Here is a 16,650-nt window from a genome sequence, read left to right as displayed (position 1 = left end):
TTTATGAAATTACACGAATTAAAATCAACAGAAGGATCAAGAGAACTAAGAACTAGAAAAGGACGTGGACACGCTGCTGGTAAAGGTAAAACTGCCGGTAAGGGTGAAGCAGGTCAAAACAAGAGATCAGGTGGAGGAGTACGTCCAGGATTTGAGGGTGGTCAAAACCCATGATTCAGACGTTTACCAAAACGTGGATTTACAAATGTTAATCACGTAGAATACGAAACAGTTTCATTAACAACACTAGATAAAGCTTTTAAAGCAAATGAAACAGTTACACAAGCAATTCTTTTAGAAAAAAGAATTCTTAGAAGAAAAAACATGCCTGTTAAAGTACTTGGTAATGGTAAAATTACTAAATCACTTACAGTGCAAGTTGATGCCATTTCAGCTTCTGCTAAAGAAGCTATTGAGGCAGCTGGAGGAAAAGTGGAGGTTAAATAATAAATGCAAAAAAAAATCTTAGCTAAACGTAATAAAAAGAGAAAAATTGTTTTCTCATTACGTCCTATTAAAACTAAATTTAAAAACTTTTTTAGAAATAAGCAATTGCTTACTAAGATTTTATATACACTATTATTACTTTTAATCTTTAGGATTGCTGCCACAATTACTGTGCCCGGCGTTAGATCCTTCAATACACAAGCCGCAACTAACCCTTCATCTTTTTTAGGATTGATGGATGTCATGGGTGGTGGCGCAATAAGGAGATTCTCAATCGTAGCATTGGGAATTTCTCCTTATATTACAGCATCAATTTTAATGACTATATTGCAATCAGAATTTTTCCCGCCAATACATAGGCTTGCAAATTCTGGAGCAGCTGGTAGAAGGAAAATAAATATCATCACTAGATGATTAACCTTAGTGTTCGGTGTTTTTCAAGCAATTACAATTGCTAAATCATTTGAAACTCAAGGACTTCTAACTATTATCCCCGAATTGAATGAACCATGATTTATTTATTTTGGTATACCAGTTATATTATTATCAGGAGCAATGTTTACTCTATTTTTAGGTGAACAGATTACTCAAAAAGGTGTTGGTAATGGTACATCATTAATTATTTTTTCTGGTGTGGCAGTTGCGTTGCCTTCGAAATTCAAATTCGCTTATGAATTCTTTGTTTTAGGTCAAGGTAATACTGGTGCATTTGTTGGAGTGATTAATTTTATAGGGTATATAGCATTATTTTTAGTATTGATATTTGTGATTGGATATATTTATAAATCAGAACGTCACATACCATTACAGCAAACTGGTAGAGGATTAACAAAAGATAACAAGCAAATGTCTAGATTACCTATTAAGGTAAATACAGCTGGTGTTATGCCCGTTATGTTCGCTTCTTTAATTGTTGTTATTCCATTACAAATTGCTCAATTATTACCTGTATGATCAGATTCTAGACATTGAATTGAACATAATATGAGATTTACAGATCCAATTGGATTATCACTATACACTTTAGTTATATTCTTCTTTACGATTGTAATGTCAATATTAATTTTCTCTCCAACTAAGGTTACAGAGAATTTTCAAAAAAATGGTACATTTATTCCAGGTATTAGACCGGGTGATGAAACAGAGAAATATATCACAAAAGTTTTATTAAGACTTGCTGTATTCTCTGCAATATATTTAGCGATAATTTGTTCTTCGCCTTATATTGAACAAATACTTGGTATGGATAGACAAATAACTTTTAATGGTCTATCGCTGATTATTTTGGTTACTGTTTCTATAGAGACTTTAAATCAAATTAAGACAAGAGGTAAATCAGGTAAAATTGCTAAAATCCAAAAAACAAAAAACAATAAAAATGACTCTACAGGAGGGTTACTATGATAAATAAATTTATCTTCCTTGGCCCACCAGGTGTAGGAAAAGGTACCTTAGCTTCTAAATTATCAGAAGAAAAAGGTATTAAACATATTTCTACAGGAGATATCTTCAGAGCAGAAATTAAAAATAAAACTGAACTTGGTTTAAAAGTTGTTGACATTACTTCACGGGGAGAATATGTTCCTGATGAAATTACAAATGAAATTGTAAAAAATGTGTTAACTTCAAAAGAAATCAAAGATTCAGGATTTCTACTGGATGGATATCCAAGGACAATCAATCAAGCTCAATTCTTGATTGATGAAGACTTACAACCTCAAAAAGCTATTTTATTAGAAGCTTCAACAGAGGTTATTATTGAAAGATTAAGTGGTAGAAGAGCTTGTACTAAATGTAAGCAAAATTACCACATAAAATATAAGCAACCAAAGCAAGAAAATATTTGTGACAATGATGGTGAAACATTAGTTCAAAGAGCTGATGATATGCCTGAATCGATCAAAAAACGTCTTGAAGTTTATGAAAAACAAACAAAAATTTTAATTGATTTTTATAAAAAGCAAGGAATTTTGATAAAATTTAATGCAGAAAAGAAACCAAATGAGATTTTTGAAGATATAGAAAAGGAGCTATTCTAATGATTACTATTAAATCTAAAGATGAAATAGAAAAACTTAGAAAATCAGCTGCTATCCTGGCAGAAGTTAAAAGTGAACTTAAAACTTTAGTAAGACCAGGCGCAACAGGATTAGAATTAGACAAATATGCTGAAAAGAAAATTAGAGAATTAGGAGCTACACCTTCGTTCAAAGGTTATATGGGCTTTAAACATACTTTATGTATTTCAGTTAATGAAAATTTAATCCACGGTATTCCTAATGATAAAAAGTTTAGAGATGGAGATATTGTAAAAATTGATATGGGTGCAGTGTATAAAGGCTATCACTCAGATTCAGCATTTACTATCGGATTAGGTAAAATTTCTAAACAAGATCAATTAGTTATCGACGTTGCTGAACAATCATTCTATAAAGGCTTAAATGCCATTAAACCAGGAGCACGTATAGGTGACATAGGTCACGCTATTGGTTCATTTGTTGAATCAAAAGGTTTATATGTTCCTGATGACTTCACAGGACATGGAATTGGTTCCGCATTACATGAGGAACCTTATATACCAAATTATGGTAACCCAGGAACTGGTCCATTAATAAGAGATGGGATGGTAATATGTATCGAGCCAATGATAATGCAAGATACTGAAGAGGTAGTTATTTTAAAAGATGGTTGAACTGTTCGTTCAATCTCAGGTAAAAATACTTCTCATTATGAACAAACTATCTTAATTAAAAATGGATATCCAGTTATCCTAACAGAGAAGGAGGATTAATGGCAACTAACGCTATTAAAATGGAAGGGAAAGTAACAACAGCACATTCTACAATGGAATATGACGTTCAATTAGAGAACGGAGTAATCATCAAGGCCCGTGTTTCAGGTAAAATCCGTGTACACCACATTCGCATTTTACCTGGTGATACTGTAGATGTAGAAGTTTCCCCATATGATTTAACACGCGGGAGAATTGTGTATAGACACAAATAAAACAAATAAAATTTTAAGAAAATTACAGGAGACAATTATATGAAAGTAAGAGCATCAGTAAAAAAGATGTGTAAAGACTGTAGAACTATCAAAAGACGTGGAGTGGTTAGAGTTATTTGTAAAACTCCTAAGCACAAACAAAGACAAGGTTAAGGAGAGTTAAAATATGGCACGTATATTAAACGTTGAAATACCTAACGACAAAAGAGTCGTTATCTCATTAACTTACATTCACGGAATTGGAAGCTCACTGTCAAAACAAATCTTAAAACAAACAAACATTGACGAAGATATTAGAGTTAAAGATCTAACAGATGAACAACTTAATGCTATCCGTCAAGCAGCAAATGAATTTACAACAGAAGGTGATTTACGTAGAGACGTAGCATTAAACATTAAACGTTTAATGGAAATTAAATCGTATAGAGGAGCACGTCATAGAAAAGGCTTACCTGTTAGAGGTCAAGTTACTAAGAAAAATGCACGTACAAGAAAAGGTCCAAGAAAAACAGTGGCCGGGAAGAAAGGGTAGACCATAATGGCAAGAAAAATTAAAGCAAAAAAAGCTAAAAAGAAAAACATTACAACTGGTGTAGCCCACATTCACTCTACACATAACAATACAATCATCACTTTTACAGACGAACAAGGTAATGCATTCGCTTGATCATCATCAGGTGCAATTGGTTACAAAGGTTCAAAAAAATCAACACCTTATGCAGCTCAATTAGCAGCAGCTGCTGCTGCTGATTCAGCAAAAGAACACGGACTAAAAGAAGTACGTGTTGAATTAAAAGGTACAGGTCCAGGAAAAGATTCAGCTAGAAAACAACTAGAAATTTCAGGACTAAAAGTAACTCAAATTAAAGATGTTACACCAGTTCCACATAATGGAACAAGACCACCTAAAAAAGTATTAAGAAGAAGAGGTTAATATGGAAAAATTTATGAAACTAGCTTACTCAGAAATTAAAAAACAAAAGATTTCTGAATATGAAACAGCATTTACAATTGAACCCCTTGAAAGAGGATTCGCGAATACATTAGGTAACGCAGTTAGAAGAGTACTTCTATCTTCAGTTACTGGTGTAGCTCCCTTTGCAACTAAAATTGCTGGAGTATCTCATGAATTTCAAACACTTGCTAACGTCGAAGAAGACGTTGTACAATTAATTCTTAACTTAAAAGAACTTAAATTTGTATACAACCCAGAAATAATCAAAGATGGAGAAATTTTTACAGTTTCTCTTAAAGCACCAAAAGGTGAAGTTACAGCGGCTGATTTGAGTATGCCAGCTGGAATAGAAATAGTAGATCCAACACAAAGAATTGCAACAGTTTCAAAGGCTGGAGCATTAGAACTTGAAGTATTCATTAGATCAGGTAGAGGTTTTGTTGGATTTGATAAAAATAAAGAATTTGTTAAATCAGTGGAAACACAAATTGAAACAAAATTAAATTCTGGTAAAATTATTGCTATTGATTCAGACTTCTCACCTATTAAACAGGTTTCTTATGAATTTAAAGATCTTAATTCATCAGCACCTATTATTCAAGAAGTGCTTGAACTTAAAGTTAAAACAGATGGGTCAGTAGAAACAAAAGATGCATTAGCACAGGCTGCTACAATTCTTATGTCTCATTTGGCAATAATGCAAGATATTTCAAACCTAGATGCAGAGGAAGTATTTGAAGAAGCTAAAAAAGCTGAAGAAAATTCAAAATCACTTTCACTGTCAATCTCTTCGTTAGATCTTTCAGTAAGATCATACAACTCTCTAAAGAGAGCCGGATACAATAAAGTTGCCGATCTTTCTACACTTACTTTATCAGAACTTGAAAACATCAAGAATCTTGGTAAAAAATCAGTTAATGAAATAATCGAAAAACTTGAAGTACACGGAATTACATTTAAAGAAGGAGACGAATAATGGCTAACCCAACACAGTTATACAGAAGAAATGCCGAATGAAGAAAAGGCGTTATGCGTTCATTAGTTACTGATGTTCTTGTTTACGGGAAAATCACTACTACTGAAACTAGAGCTAAAGAAGTTCGTCGTCACGTTGAAAAAATGATTACTAAAGCTAAGAAAAATACTCTTGCTTCAAGACGTCAAGCTGCAGCTTACCTAAGAAATGTTAAAACAACAGATGGTAAACAAACAGCTCTTCAACACCTTTTTGAGACTATTGGTCCTAAATATTCAGATAGAAATGGTGGATACACACGTATTATCAAACTACCTGCAAGACTTGGAGATAACTCAAAAATGGCGATTATTGAACTTGTTTAATCGTAATTAATAAAGATGAATCCTTCGGGGTTTATTTTTTTTATTCTTTTTCTAATAAAAATAGATACATAAGTATATGAAGATAAAAAAACAAGATGACATAAAAGATTGCGGATTAACAATTTTACAGGCTTTTCACGCTCATTTTTACAATAGGTGAATCAATATTAATGAAATGAAGCAAAAAGCTCTATATGGTACAAAAGGAATTAATGTTGAAGGAATTTGTAGCATTGGAAAAGCGTTTGGTATGAAATTAACTCCAATGAAGGGGGATTTTGATTCATTTAAAGGTTTGAAAATAAAAAATCCTATAATTGCATTAATTGGCAATACAGAAAATAATCATTATGTAATTGTAAATAGAATTACAAAAAGGTCCGTTCATATAAGCGATCCATTAACTGGTCAAGAAGAAGTATTGAATCTTGAAAAGTTTGGTATTAGATTTTTGGGAGTGATAATATATGTTGAAAAATCACAATATATCCATAAAAGAATAAAAATTAGATCATTGTATGAGTATGTATTTCAATTCAAAAGATTAATTCCCTTTGTTTTTATTTCATCAATAATATCCGTGATTATAATGTTTTCTTCTTCATGATTTATGAAGATAATAATGGACCAAATAATACCTGGTGCACTTTCTAATACTCTTGAAACTTTATTTGCTGGATTTATATCCTTATCAATTCTAGGTATAATAAATAGAATTTTTAGGAATTATATTATTTATAAGATTTCACTACAAATTTCAATTGAGATCACGGAAAAATTCAATAAAAAATTAATGGAAACGCCTTACTTATCAATTTCAAAATTATCAAAATCTGATATTATACGTAGAGCTTCATTTATTGAAACCTTATCATTATTTTTGTCATCAGCAATTTTCTCAATTTTCTCAGAAATAATTACATGTATAGTTGCATCTTTTGTGTTGATTTGAATAGATGAAAAGTTATTTTATATAGCAATCATCACTTCATTTCTATTGGTTTTCACTACCATAATAACTCAAAAAATTCTTAACAAAAAATATAGTTCATATATTAAAACTCAAATAAAACAAGCGAGTTGCAACTTGGATGTTTTGGATTCTTTAAAGAGGGCAAGACAAACTGATACTAAAGACTTATTTTTAATGAGACAAACAAAAACTTTATATAATTTTAAAAAACAGGACAAAGCTATATGAAATATAAATAATTTGCATTCTTTTGCTCAAAGTATAATAAGAGTTATATCTCCAATGATAGTTATTTTCTTAGCAACTAATGCAGTTATTTCTCATGAATTATCTTTAGGGTCGTTGATATTATTTATATCTATGTTTTCATTTTTTATTGAACCAACATTATCTTTAACAAGTGTATTTATAAAATACCCATTAGTTAAAAAAGAAATGGATATGTTATCTTTTGTTTTGGAAATACCAAATGAAAAACTAAATCCTAAAGGTGCAAAATTAGAAATTTTGAAAAATATAGAACTGAAAAATGTAATCTTTTATTACGAAGAGGGTAAAGATATAATAAATACAAAAAATTATAAAATAGACAATCACTTAAGAATTAGAGGGAAAAATGGCTCGGGTAAAAGCACATTATTTGATTTGCTTTCTACAACAATCCATGTAAAAGGTATTTTTCTAAATGGAATTGAAACAAAATATTATGATTTAAGGCAAGTGAGAGATGAAACCTTTGTAACTAGCCCTAATTCTTATATATTAAAAACTAATGTATTGGAATATGCTACTGAAAACAACTTGAAAAGACAAGAAGTATTCATCAAAAATTTTAAAAATTATAAGTTAGATAAAATGTTTTTACGTATGGGTTTAGAACTTGATCAATCTATCCTTGGGAACGCAGAGAACATATCTTCTGGACAAAGACAAATGGTGCAACTATTACCCCTTTTTAGTAAAAAATTCAAATTAATTCTATTGGATGAAGCTTTTGAAAATCTTGATGATAAGATTTCTACAAAATTAATGGAAGGTATTAAGCAATATCAAAATAAAGCAATATTTATTGAAATTTCACATTCTGGTAAGTATATTCAAAAAAGTAAGGAGGTTTCAATTGAAAAATTTAAGTAAAATTCCAAAATACGTTTCTTTTCTTTTTGTTTCTATAGGTTGTATAGTTATTTTAACTATATTTTCAATAGGTAACATGAATATTGAAGAATACATCACTACAACTGTCATTATTTCCAAGAATGGGGTTAATAAACTCTTAGTAAATGCATCAGATATGATGGAAATCAAAGGTATGAAAAAATTACGTTTAAGAGTAAGAAGTAGTTTCTATGATGTTACTGTTCAATCGGTTGAAAATAAAGAAAATGGCAAGGTGGAAATCACCTTAACCGAGGAGAATTCAAATTTTATTACTAGTAGCACCTTAGAGGCTAGAATTATTTATTCTTCTATTTCAGTTTGACAAAAAATCATCAGTCGATAGTGTTATAATTTTTTGGATGAATAAAATATTAATAACTAACAAAACTAAATATAAATTCAAGCATAAAAAATTATTTAAAAAAATTGTTAAATATGTTGGCGAAGAATTTCAAACTGATTCTACAATAGAAGTTAGTTTGATTATTGTTGATAATTTAATGATTAAAGAATTAAATAAAAAATATAGAGAAAAAGATTATGCTACCGATGTTCTTTCTTTCCCTCAAGGGGCAATTGAATTAAGAAAACAAATTGGATATTATCTTATGGGAGATATTTATATTTCTTGAGAAAAAATAATTGAACAAACAAAAATGTTTGGACATTCAGAAAAGCGTGAATGGTCATATATATTTACTCACGGAATGCTACATTTATTTGGGTTAGATCATATCATTAAAGAAGAAGAAGATTATATGAATTCCATTGCTTATAAAATAATGGAAAAGATTAAAGTTGGAAGACAATAATGAAAAAATTCTTAAGAAGAGCACAACAAAAATTCTTGTATGCCATAATAGGTTTGTGAATTACTGTTAAAGAAGAAAAGTCATTGGTTACGCACATATTAATTACGTGTTTAGTTGTAGGTCTTGGTATTTGAGTTAAACTCTCGCTTACACATTGAGCTATTTTGGTAGTTGTTATTGCTTTGGTAATGGGTTTTGAAGTTCTCAATACCGCCATTGAAGCATTGGTTGATATGATTTCATTTGAATACAATTTAAAGGTTAAGAAAGTAAAAGATATTGCAGCTGGAGCAACTTTCTTGATGGCAATCGCGGCTATAATAGTTGGGTTAATAATATTTGTTCCAGAGATAAAGGATTTGATACATGGCATTAGATAAACTGATTGAATTACAAAAAAAATCTTATGTACCGTATTCTGGTTTTAGAGTAGCGGCTATTTTGATAGATTCAAATAATAAAGAATGAAAAGGTGTTAATGTTGAAAACGCAGCATACTCACCAACAAATTGCGCAGAAAGAAGTGCGTTATTTTCAGCTATTTCAAATGGAGTAAAAGTTAATTCATTTAAAGAAATACACATAATTGGTGGAGTTGAAGATAAAATTGTTTCCCCTTGTGGTGTTTGTAGGCAAGTTATTGTTGAACTTATGCCTTTGGATGCAAAGGTTATTCAATACTCTGCAAACGGAGCAATAAGAATTAATAAAGTCGAGGAATTATTGCCTTACGGCTTCACAAAAGGAGATTTAAAATAATGAAAACAGGATTTGTTACAATACTAGGAAGACCCAACGTTGGTAAGTCTACTTTGCTTAATGCAATTATGGAATATAAAGTTTCAATAACTTCTGATAAACCTCAAACAACCAGAGATCAAATTAGAGGTATATACAACGATGAAGATTCTCAAATTGTTTTTATTGATACACCAGGAATTCACAAACCAAAGCAAAAACTTGGTGAATCATTAAATAATGCTTCATATAAAGCTTTGGAAGATGTTGATATCGTATTATTTTTACAACCAGCGGATGAAAAAATAGGTCCTGGAGATAGATTAATATTAGATAAAATTAAAAATTACAAAAATAAAATAGCTATAATTACTAAAGTTGATATTGAAAGCGATCCAATATTGTTAAAGGAAAAAGCTGAGGAACTTAAAACATGTGGTTTTGATTTAGTTCTTGGTACTGCACCAGAATTTAAAGGTACTATTAACAGTCTTATAAAAGAGCTTAAAGATAGATTACCAGAGGGTGCTAAATATTATGAAGAAGATCAATTAACTGATAAATCAATGAGATTTATTGCTAAAGAGATAATTAGAGAATCAGCAATTAAGTATTTACAAGATGAACTTCCACATTCCTTAGGTGTTGAAATAATGGAATTTAAAGAGGGTGAGGAAAAAGATGAAATACAAGCACGTATTTATTGTGAAAGACCTTCTCAAAAAGGTATTATTGTTGGACATCAAGGTAAAATGATTAAAAAAATTGGTACAACTGCAAGGAAAAGAATTTCATATGCTTTCGATAAAAGAATTCACTTAGAACTTAAAGTTAAAGTTAATAAAAATTGAACTGAAGATGAAATTAAAATTAAGCAAATGGGATATTAATAAAACCTCTTATTATTATTTATGGGGTTTTTTATTTTGCAGTATTATTAATTCATAATATAACTAATTGGTTATATAATAAAAAATAAGTGTATAATAAATATGGGAGGTTATTATGAAAACAACAAAAATTTACGCTAACTTGCATTGTGCATCATGTGAAATCAAAGTTCAAAATGCAGTAAAAAATATTGCGGAAGATACAAAAGTTAATTCTGCTTCTGGTCTTATAAAAATTAAATATGATGAAAATAAAACAAATGAAAAAGAATTGAAGAGTAAAATTACTGATTTAGGTTATGAAATTACTGAATAAAAATAAGCAAATACTTAAAATGATATTATGTGTAGTTATTTTTATAACTCAAATATACTTTATTATTTTGAATATTAAGAAGCCAAGTGGTCCATTGAGCTATACTTGGCATCCGGCTATATGAATAACTGTTGCTTTATTAACATTCTTAGTTTTTGGCATGCATTTATTTCCAGTGTATAAAAATATGTTTAAAAAAATATTTGATATGAATACATTGCTAGGTATCGCCGCGCATACATTATTTATTTATTCATTTGTTAATTCGATGATTCATATAAAAGAACCAATGTATTCTTATGATGTTTTTTGAGAAGATACAATTTTATTAGTCATATTCTCTTATATAGGTAATGAATTATCAGCAAGGCTTAAAAGTTCATCAATAGATGGCTACAAGCAATTATTAAAATTAAAATCAAAGACCGCAATTATTATTAGAAATCAAAAAGAAGAAGATATTCCTATTAATGAAGTTAAAATAGGTGATATTTTAGTTGTGAAAAAAGGTATGAATATACCAATTGACGGTAAGTTATTATCTGAAACAGCAACAATTGATAAATCATTAATAACTGGGGAATCTAAGGACGAAATTTTAGCTAAAAATGATGATATACTTTCTGGTACTACAAACATAGGCAATAAAATAACTATGGAAGTAACTAAATTAATTGATGACTCATTCGTTTATGTCCTTATAGATAAAGCTGATGATTTGTCACTTTCAAAGCCTAAAATACAAATTTTAGTTACAAAAGTATTGAGATATTTTATACCAACCGTACTTATATTATCAATCACTACATTTATTATTTGAATTATACTTGGGTATGGATTTGACATTCAATTCTCATGATTCAAAGGTGCAAATCAACTAGATAATGCTATTCTAGCAGCTGTTACAGTATTAGCAATTGCTTGTCCATGTGCATTTGGTGTAGCTACTCCTTTAATAGTAACTATTTCAGCATCATCAGCTAACAAAAATTCTTTATTGTTTAATGATCCTGATTCATTTGAAAAAATTAAAGATGTCAAAGTTGTTGCATTTGATAAAACTGGAACACTTACAACTGGTGAAATGAAAATTGTTAATAATACATTGAGTGATTCAGAACAAAAATGTGTTAGTGCAATTGAGAGTTACTCCATCCATCCAATTGCTAAAATAATATACAATAGTAATCCTTCACAAATGAAAGTTGAAAATGTTGAGGAAGTAATTGGTAAAGGTATTAAGGGCGAGATTAATGGTTCTAAATACACAATTCTTAAATCAAATACTAAACCTACTTTTGAAGGTGCTACACATATTGAGGTTAAAAAAGATGGAGAATTAATTGGTTTCATAGAAGTTATGGATGAAATCAAGAGAAATGCATTGGAAACAATTGAATTTCTTAGAAAAATGAAAATTAAAACTATAATGATTACTGGTGATTCTGAAGCTGCGACTTTAAGAGTTAATAAGCATTTAAAATTAGATAATGTTTATTATAACCAAACTCCAGATGATAAGTTTGAATTAATTAAAAATTTAAAAAAGGATATGGATTTAAAAGAAAAGGAACAAATATTATATATTGGAGACGGTGTTAATGATTTACTAGCTATTAAAGAAGCGGATATTTCAATGGCATTTTCATCTGGAAGTGATGTTGCAAATTCATTTTCTGATATATCAATTTTAAATGATAATATATTCTCGATTGTTAATGCGTTTAAGTTATCGCAACAAACACAAAAACATATTACTCTATCATTAGCATGAGCACTAATTTTCAATATAGTTGCATTACCAATAGCATTTGTTATGTTAATTCAACCTTGGGTTGCAGCAATATTGATGTTATGTTCTGACGTTGCAGTTATTCTAAATGCTATTTACTTTAAATGAAAAATGAAAAAATATTTTAAGAAGAATTCCAAAAATTAATCTTAATATAAAATAACAATAAAAGTACTCTTTTCAAGGGTATTTTTATTGTTATTTTGTTTTTTCTATAAAAAAAGAACATTAGTAAGAATGTTCTTTTAAGTCATCATAAATTATGAATGTTTAATTATTATTTTAGGTTGAAAAGATAATATTTTAATATCTTTTGTCATTTCTCTTAAATAATTTGCAATATGATCAATGAAAACTTTTTCAATCACATGTGAAACTTCCATTACTTTCAAACCTTCTTCATCAATAGTTATTCAGTCAGATCATTTAATATCTGATGTAACTAGTAAATCTATTTTATTATTAGCAAAAGCTAATTGAATATCTTCACAAGAACCGGAACCAGGCAATAGTGCAAATTTTTTAATTTTAGTACGTTTCTTTTCAATGTTTGAAAGTGTAGCGTTTAAATCAAAAGTTTCTTTAAAGTGCTGCATTAGTTGCCCAAGAGTCTTATTTCAGTTAAAGATAAGGCCATGATCCAACCCTTTAATTGGTTTAGAATAATTTTCTAATCCTAACTTTCTTGACATTGCCAATGGCATTCCTTTTCACTCCTTATCAAATGAAGTATGCATTGAATAAATAGAGACACCTGAATTAATAAGTCTTTCATGAATTTTTTTCTTTCAAGGTTGCTTTGGATGTTTTTCAAAATCACTATCATTAAAAAGAAATGGATGAAAAGTCACTATTAAATCTACTTTATTTTTAATTGCGTAATCAATCGAATATTTTGTTACATCAAGGACCACTAGAACATTTTTAACTACTTTTCTTGGGCTACCAATTTGGATACCTACTTTGTCCCAATCTTCAGCAAGATTTAAAGGGAATAGCTCTTTTAGAATATTAGTTAAACTTTTAACTGTATATTTTTTAAGCATCAATGAAATCTTTTAATTTCCTTCTTTTTTGAGGGTGTCTTAGCCTTCTAAGTACTTTAGATTCTATTTGTCTAATTCTCTCTCTAGTAACATCGAATTTTTCACCGATTTCATCTAAAGTATGAGCTCTCATTCTTTCACCATTTTCATTTTCACCAATTCCATAACGCATTTTTATAACTTCTCTTTCTCTTTCTTCCAAGTACGTATCTAGGATTTGAAGGAGAACCTTACGTAATTCTTCATTGGCAGCATAATCAACTGGTGATGTTGCAGAATCATCTTCAACAAAATCAGAAAATGATGAATCATCTTCCTTACCAATAGGCTTATCTAATGAAATTGGATCTATATTAATTTTTCTAATATATTGAACTTTTTCAGCCGAAAAACCATTTCCATACTCATTTGCCAATTCTTCATCGGTTGGTTTACGACCAAGTTCTTGGTGCAACTCTCTTTCAATTTTAATAATTTTATTTATTGTTTCAACCATATGAACAGGTACACGAATAGTTCTTGCTTGGTCAGCTACAGCACGTGTAATTGCTTGTCTAACTCATCATGTTGCATATGTTGAAAATTTGAAACCACGTTCTCATTCATATTTAGATACAGCTTTTAATAGTCCTGCATTACCTTCGGAAATAAGATCTATAAATGAAAGACCTCTATTTTTATATTTTTTAGCATTGTTAACAACTAGACGAAGATTTCTACGAATAAGTATTTCTCTAGCTCTTTTATCACCTTTGTCAATTCTTTTTGCAAGAGCAATTTCTTCTTCATGCTTAAGAAGCTTACCGTATTTACCAATTCAACGCATATATCATTTAACAATATCATCAGTTTCTGTTAGTTTATTTGAAAGATGTTTATCATCAATGACAGTTGCACTAGCTACATTTTTTAATGAAATTTCTTGTGTTTCATCAAAAGATTGTAATGAAATTGTTTCTTCTTTTCTTCTTCCGCCTAAATCATTTTCATCAATATCATCAAAATCATGCTCATCAACATCAGTACCAATAATTTTATTGCTCATTAATGTTTCAAGAAGTTCATCTGCTCCTTCTTCAGAAACAAATAATTTCTTTTTATTTAAAATATTAAATACTTCATCTTGCGAAAGTAAAACCTTTGTCTTACTTTTCTTGTTCCTTTTTACTAATTCTTTTTTTAGTAAATTTACAATTGATTCATATGAATTTTTTTCTACTACTTTTGCCATTTATTTCTCTCTTTCTTTTTGTAACTTTATCATTGATTCAAGAAGTTTTATTTTTTCTTGCTCGCTCAATGTTTTATTATCAATTTTATTTTGTATTTTTTTAAGAGCTTTGGGTCTAGCTGCTCTATTTATCCTATCAATCATATCATTAAATTCATTTTCGCTTGGTATATCATTAGGATTTTTGATATATCCTTTAATTCCATAAATTCTATTAAGCATTTCAGGACTTACTTGTTTTGCCTTGCCTTGCTTAGCTTCAATTAAATACTGAAGTATCAATGAAAGCATTGGATCTGAGAAATTTATTTGCCTTTGGGAGGCTAAATTAATCAAAACAGGTTTTTGTATCATTGCTGATAGTAACTTGTAAGATCATTTATTTTCATCTAATTGTTTTTCGTCTTTTACCGCTTGACTTGGAACATCAATAATTACAAATTCTTCCTTTTTCGGTTTTGGGGGTACATAAGGTTTATACTCTTCATTTCTAATATTTTTAACTGGATTTTTGATTTCTAATTTTGAAAGTATTGTCTCCTTAGAAACACCTAAATTAGTTATCATTTTTTGAATGTAAAAATCTCTATAAGTATCTTTTATATTTTTTAAATATTTTGAGAATGATTTTACAAAACCATCAACTTTTTCTGGTGAGTCAACACCGAACTTTTCTATGTGCATTCTAAAAATAAATTCAAGCGCATGTTCTCTTTCTTGTGTTAATTTTTGTAATTCAATTGCTCCATATTCCCTTAAGTACTCATCAGGATCTAATCCGGTTTTATTTTTAATAACAAATATATCTTGATTAACTTCTAATAGTCTTGAAATGGATTTTATTGTTGCTGATATACCTGCTCCATCAGAATCAAGCATTAAAACAATGGTAGAATTTTTTAAGAATTTTGTATGTTGTTCAGTTAATGCTGTACCCATGATTGCTATTGAATTATAAATGTTTGCTTTATCTAAAGCGATAACATCCATAAACCCTTCAGTTATAATAACTTCTTTATTTCTTCTAATCATTGTCTCTGCAATTGAATAATTATATAATATTTTAGATTTATTGAATAGACCTACATCTGAAGAATTAATATATTTTGCTTTTTGATTTGCATCTAGTGTTCTTGCTGAGAAACCAACTATTTGACCAAAATTATTTTTAATTCCAAAAATAATTCTATTTCTAAAAAAATCATTCATAGAATCATTTGCTAAGGAAGCATTTATTATTATTGAGTCATCATATCCCTTACTTCTTAGGAAATGAATAAGACCTTTATTAGGAGCATAACCAATTGAAAACTTATCTAATTCATGTTGAGTTAAACCACGTTTCTCCAAATATGCTAATGCCTCTTCTCCTTCTTCAGTTGTTGATAAAGAATATTGAAAAAAGTTCATAGCTTCTTTTAGTACTTCAAGTATTTTTTGTTCTTTTTCACTATACTCTTTTTTCCTGCTATTTTTTATGTTGAAAGGTATACCTAACTTATCAGCTATTTTTTTGGTTGCATCAACATATGATATTTTTTCAAATTCTGCAACAAAATTAATAGCGTTACCACCGACATTACAAACAAAGCATTTAAACATTTGCTTCTCTTGCGATACAGACATTGATGGTGACGTGTCCTCGTGAAAAGGGCATATACCTCAATAGTTCCGTCCTTTTTTTATTAAATCTACATAATCAGAAACTTCAGAAACAATATCTGTTGCATTCTTAATTTGTTCGAAAATATTATTTTTATTTTGCATTAGCACCTCGCAAGTAGTATAATAATTGTACCACTTTTATGTAATAAACATAAAAAAAACTAACCATTTGAAGGTTTATATTAGGATAAAAATTTAAGACACAACTCGGAAAGGGTGGTGTCTTTTATGAAACATTATAAATTTAAAGATAAATTGTGGGCATTAAAACAATTGG

At 29.3% G+C, this 16,650-nt stretch carries 21 protein-coding genes; 18 read left to right on the top strand and 3 right to left on the bottom strand.

From position 1 onward, the window contains the following. The first annotated feature begins 3 nt into the window (after positions 1-3). The 18 genes from rplO to C4B24_RS02815 all read left to right on the top strand — a co-directional run bounded on the left by rplO (position 4) and on the right by C4B24_RS02815 (position 12,578). Positions 4-447, top strand: coding sequence for a 50S ribosomal protein L15 (rplO, locus tag C4B24_RS02900; protein WP_131599187.1), 444 nt, complete (start codon positions 4-6; stop codon positions 445-447). A gap of 3 nt (positions 448-450) precedes the next feature. Then, positions 451-1,854: a preprotein translocase subunit SecY gene (gene secY, locus C4B24_RS02895; RefSeq protein ID WP_131599185.1), complete on the top strand. Its 1,404-nt coding sequence runs from the start codon at positions 451-453 to the stop codon at positions 1,852-1,854. Then, positions 1,848-2,486 (top strand): adenylate kinase family protein, encoded by a 639-nt coding sequence (locus C4B24_RS02890; protein WP_131599183.1) that lies wholly within the window; start codon positions 1,848-1,850, stop codon positions 2,484-2,486. The genes secY and C4B24_RS02890 overlap by 7 nt, the downstream gene beginning before the upstream one ends. Continuing rightward, complete coding sequence (gene map / locus C4B24_RS02885; RefSeq protein ID WP_131599181.1) at positions 2,486-3,238, top strand: type I methionyl aminopeptidase; 753 nt, start codon at positions 2,486-2,488, stop codon at positions 3,236-3,238. Before C4B24_RS02890 ends, map begins: the two co-directional genes overlap by 1 nt. Beyond that, complete coding sequence (infA, locus tag C4B24_RS02880; RefSeq protein ID WP_131599179.1) at positions 3,238-3,453, top strand: translation initiation factor IF-1; 216 nt, start codon at positions 3,238-3,240, stop codon at positions 3,451-3,453. Before map ends, infA begins: the two co-directional genes overlap by 1 nt. 39 nt (positions 3,454-3,492) lie before the next feature. After that, on the top strand, positions 3,493-3,606 hold the full coding sequence (gene rpmJ, locus C4B24_RS02875; protein WP_131599177.1) for a 50S ribosomal protein L36: 114 nt from the start codon (positions 3,493-3,495) through the stop codon (positions 3,604-3,606). Positions 3,607-3,619: 13 nt separating this feature from the next. After that, positions 3,620-3,985, top strand: coding sequence for a 30S ribosomal protein S13 (gene rpsM / locus C4B24_RS02870; RefSeq protein WP_131599175.1), 366 nt, complete (start codon positions 3,620-3,622; stop codon positions 3,983-3,985). Positions 3,986-3,991: 6 nt separating this feature from the next. After that, a complete protein-coding gene (gene rpsK, locus C4B24_RS02865) occupies positions 3,992-4,387 on the top strand; it encodes a 30S ribosomal protein S11 (protein WP_131599173.1) in 396 nt (131 codons plus the stop codon). 1 nt (position 4,388) lies between these two features. Beyond that, positions 4,389-5,384 (top strand): DNA-directed RNA polymerase subunit alpha, encoded by a 996-nt coding sequence (locus C4B24_RS02860; protein WP_131599171.1) that lies wholly within the window; start codon positions 4,389-4,391, stop codon positions 5,382-5,384. Then, a complete protein-coding gene (gene rplQ, locus C4B24_RS02855) occupies positions 5,384-5,749 on the top strand; it encodes a 50S ribosomal protein L17 (RefSeq protein ID WP_131599169.1) in 366 nt (121 codons plus the stop codon). The genes C4B24_RS02860 and rplQ overlap by 1 nt, the downstream gene beginning before the upstream one ends. A 76-nt stretch (positions 5,750-5,825) precedes the next feature. After that, positions 5,826-7,859, top strand: a complete 2,034-nt coding sequence (locus C4B24_RS02850) for an Mbov_0121 family peptidase domain-containing ABC transporter (RefSeq protein ID WP_131599167.1) — start codon at positions 5,826-5,828, stop codon at positions 7,857-7,859. Then, positions 7,843-8,226 (top strand): MAG1140 family protein, encoded by a 384-nt coding sequence (locus tag C4B24_RS02845; RefSeq protein ID WP_131599165.1) that lies wholly within the window; start codon positions 7,843-7,845, stop codon positions 8,224-8,226. Before C4B24_RS02850 ends, C4B24_RS02845 begins: the two co-directional genes overlap by 17 nt. Positions 8,227-8,242: 16 nt before the next feature. Further along, positions 8,243-8,695, top strand: a complete 453-nt coding sequence (gene ybeY, locus C4B24_RS02840; RefSeq protein WP_131599163.1) for an rRNA maturation RNase YbeY — start codon at positions 8,243-8,245, stop codon at positions 8,693-8,695. Next, positions 8,695-9,075: a diacylglycerol kinase family protein gene (locus tag C4B24_RS02835; protein WP_131599161.1), complete on the top strand. Its 381-nt coding sequence runs from the start codon at positions 8,695-8,697 to the stop codon at positions 9,073-9,075. The genes ybeY and C4B24_RS02835 overlap by 1 nt, the downstream gene beginning before the upstream one ends. After that, entirely contained in the window at positions 9,062-9,454 is a 393-nt protein-coding gene (gene cdd / locus C4B24_RS02830; protein ID WP_131599159.1) for a cytidine deaminase, read from the top strand. Before C4B24_RS02835 ends, cdd begins: the two co-directional genes overlap by 14 nt. Further along, entirely contained in the window at positions 9,454-10,323 is an 870-nt protein-coding gene (gene era / locus C4B24_RS02825) for a GTPase Era (RefSeq protein ID WP_131599157.1), read from the top strand. The genes cdd and era overlap by 1 nt, the downstream gene beginning before the upstream one ends. A 115-nt stretch (positions 10,324-10,438) precedes the next feature. Next, positions 10,439-10,639 (top strand): heavy-metal-associated domain-containing protein, encoded by a 201-nt coding sequence (locus tag C4B24_RS02820; RefSeq protein WP_131599155.1) that lies wholly within the window; start codon positions 10,439-10,441, stop codon positions 10,637-10,639. Between the two features lie 187 nt (positions 10,640-10,826). Next, positions 10,827-12,578: a heavy metal translocating P-type ATPase gene (locus tag C4B24_RS02815; protein ID WP_168388336.1), complete on the top strand. Its 1,752-nt coding sequence runs from the start codon at positions 10,827-10,829 to the stop codon at positions 12,576-12,578. 113 nt (positions 12,579-12,691) lie between these two features. Here C4B24_RS02815 and C4B24_RS02810 read toward each other — a convergent pair whose 3' ends face one another. The 3 genes from C4B24_RS02810 to dnaG are packed head-to-tail and all read right to left on the bottom strand — an operon-like array spanning position 12,692 to position 16,475. Beyond that, positions 12,692-13,477 carry a Nif3-like dinuclear metal center hexameric protein gene (locus C4B24_RS02810; RefSeq protein ID WP_131599152.1) on the bottom strand — a complete coding sequence of 262 codons (786 nt, stop codon included), beginning with the start codon at positions 13,475-13,477 and terminating at the stop codon, positions 12,692-12,694. Next, positions 13,470-14,708, bottom strand: coding sequence for an RNA polymerase sigma factor (locus C4B24_RS02805; RefSeq protein ID WP_131599150.1), 1,239 nt, complete (start codon positions 14,706-14,708; stop codon positions 13,470-13,472). The genes C4B24_RS02810 and C4B24_RS02805 overlap by 8 nt, the downstream gene beginning before the upstream one ends. Beyond that, a complete protein-coding gene (gene dnaG / locus C4B24_RS02800; protein ID WP_131599148.1) occupies positions 14,709-16,475 on the bottom strand; it encodes a DNA primase in 1,767 nt (588 codons plus the stop codon). Positions 16,476-16,650: the final 175 nt, after the last annotated feature.

It is taken from the genome of Mycoplasma marinum, assembly GCF_004335975.1.
Taxonomy (GTDB): domain Bacteria; phylum Bacillota_I; class Bacilli_A; order Mycoplasmatales; family Metamycoplasmataceae; genus Mycoplasma_K; species Mycoplasma_K marinum.
Note: the sequence above shows the minus strand (reverse complement) of the source record. Positions and strands in the feature narration are given on the sequence as shown.